Annotated in this window: 1 rRNA gene; it reads left to right on the top strand. The window is 48.0% G+C overall.

Going from position 1 to position 2500, the window contains the following annotated elements:
• Window positions 1–291 precede the first annotated feature (291 nt).
• Window positions 292–2500 (top strand): 23S ribosomal RNA (locus SanaruYs_RS19830); the annotation flags it as partial.

Genomic DNA, 2500 nt, shown 5'->3' with positions numbered 1-2500 from the left:
GGTAGAGATGGTGTAATAATCATCACATCACCGAATCATCACATTAACGAATTATCGCGTTGTTGATACCACAGGATAGTAAGAGCAGATAAGCCATTTGCCTACGATGAAAGTGGATAATATTGACAAAGGAGTTCATTGACATATTGAAAGAAGAGTAGATAGTAAGAATGATTAAGAGCGATCTTAATTGTTTAAATATTAAGCGATTTGGTTTGGAGTAATTCAGATCAGATTAGCGAGCATATAGGTAATGGGGGCTACTATTGAAATATAGTAGTCTTAATTAAAAGAGAAGTAAATAAGGGCGTATGGGGAATGCCTAGGCTCTCAGAGGCGAAGAAGGACGTGATAAGCTGCGAAAAGCTGCGGGGATTGGCAAATACGAATTGATCCGCAGGTGTCCGAATGGGGCAACCCACCATGGTGAAGCCATGGTACACCGCAAGGTGAGCAAACCCAGGGAACTGAAACATCTAAGTACCTGGAGGAAGAGAAAACAATAGTGATTGCGCCAGTAGTGGCGAGCGAACGCGCAAGAGCCCAAACCTACCCAGTTACGGCTGGTTAGGGGTTATAGGACCACATAATTGAACTACAAAGAAATTGAACGGTATGGGAAAGCCGGCCATAGAGGGTGATAGCCCCGTAAATGTAAATTTGTAGAGAGAGGTGGTATCCTGAGTAGGGCGGGGTCGGAGACGCCCCGTTTGAAGTTGCCGGCACCATCCGGTAAGGCTAAATACTACTGAGAGACCGATAGTGAACCAGTACTGTGAAGGAAAGGTGAAAAGAACCGTGAATAACGGGGTGAAATAGAACCTGAAACCGTACGCCTACAAGCGGTCAGAGCTCCGAGATGGAGTGATGGCGTGCCTTTTGCATAATGAGCCTACGAGTTACTGTCACTGGCGAGGTTAAGGACTTTGAAGTCCGCAGCCGGAGCGAAAGCGAGTCTGAATAGGGCGCATAGTCAGTGGGAGTAGACGCGAAACTTTGTGATCTACCCTTGGTCAGGATGAAGTGGGGGTAACACCCCATGGAGGTCCGAACTAGTAAACGTTGAAAAGTTTTTGGATGAACTGAGGGTAGGGGTGAAAGGCTAATCAAACTGAGAAATAGCTCGTACTCCCCGAAATGCCTTTAGGGGCAGCGTGGAAGTTAAGTTTAATAGAGGTAGAGCTACCAATAGGACTAGGGGGAGTCACATCCTACCAAATCCTGATGAACTCCGAATGCTATTAAATATATTCCGCAGAGAGGGCATGGGTGCTAAGGTCCGTGTCCGAGAGGGAAAGAACCCAGACCAACAGCTAAGGTCCCAAAATCTACACTAAGTTGAACTAAGGTGGTCCAGTTGCTTTGACAGCCAGGATGTTTGCTTGGAAGCAGCAATTCATTTAAAGAGTGCGTAACAGCTCACTGGTCGAGCGACAGGGCATCAATAATAATCGGGCATAAGTGTAGTACCGAAGCTTTGGATAGTAGTAATACTGTGGTAGGGGAGCATTCTATTTGCGGAGAAGTCGTCTGGTAATGGACGGTGGAGCGGATAGAAAAGCAAATGTAGGCATAAGTAACGATAAGACGGGTGAGAACCCCGTCCACCGATAGACTAAGGGTTCCGCGGCAATGTCAATCAGCCGCGGGTAAGTCGGGTCCTAAGGTAAAGCCGAAAGGCGAAGCTGATGGCCAACTGGTTAATATTCCAGTACTACCTTATTGAGCGAAGTGGAGAAGGAGCAGTGACAACTCCGCGCCCTGACGAAAGTGGGCGTTGAAAGGCGTAGGTATATCTTTTACAGGCAAATCCGTAATTGATGCTGAAACCCAATAGTACGAGGAGGCTTCGGCCGAATTGATAGAGAGTGTAATCAGACTTCCGAGAAAATCCGCTAGCGTTAATTGATAAGGTACCCGTACCGCAAACCGACACAGGTAGTCAAGGAGAGAATCCTGAGGTGCTCGAGTGAGTCGTGGCTAAGGAACTAGGCAAATTAACCCTGTAACTTCGGGAAAAGGGGTGCCCTTCAGCAATGGAGGGTCGCAGAGAAATGGCCCAGGCGACTGTTTAACAAAAACACATGGCTATGCGAAATCGAAAGATGAGGTATATGGCCTGACACCTGCCCGGTGCTGGAAGGTTAAGGGGGGAAGTTAGTGGCGCAAGCTGCGAAGCTTTGAACTGAAGCCCCAGTAAACGGCGGCCGTAACTATAACGGTCCTAAGGTAGCGAAATTCCTTGTCGGGTAAGTTCCGACCTGCACGAATGGTGTAACGATCTGGGCACTGTCTCAGCCGCGAGCTCGGTGAAATTGTAGTCACGGTGAAGATGCCGTGTACCCGTCACGGGACGGAAAGACCCCATGCACCTTTACTATAGCTTCACATTGACATTGGGTAGATGATGTGTAGGATAGGCGGGAGGCTTTGATCCTGCGGCGCTAGTCGTAGGGGAGTCAACGGTGAAATACCGCCCTTTATTTTCTTGATGTCTAAT

Source organism: Chryseotalea sanaruensis (assembly GCF_003990915.1).
Taxonomy (GTDB): domain Bacteria; phylum Bacteroidota; class Bacteroidia; order Cytophagales; family Cyclobacteriaceae; genus Chryseotalea; species Chryseotalea sanaruensis.
The sequence above is the reverse complement of the archived record's forward strand: the minus strand, read 5'-3'. Positions and strand labels throughout refer to the sequence as shown.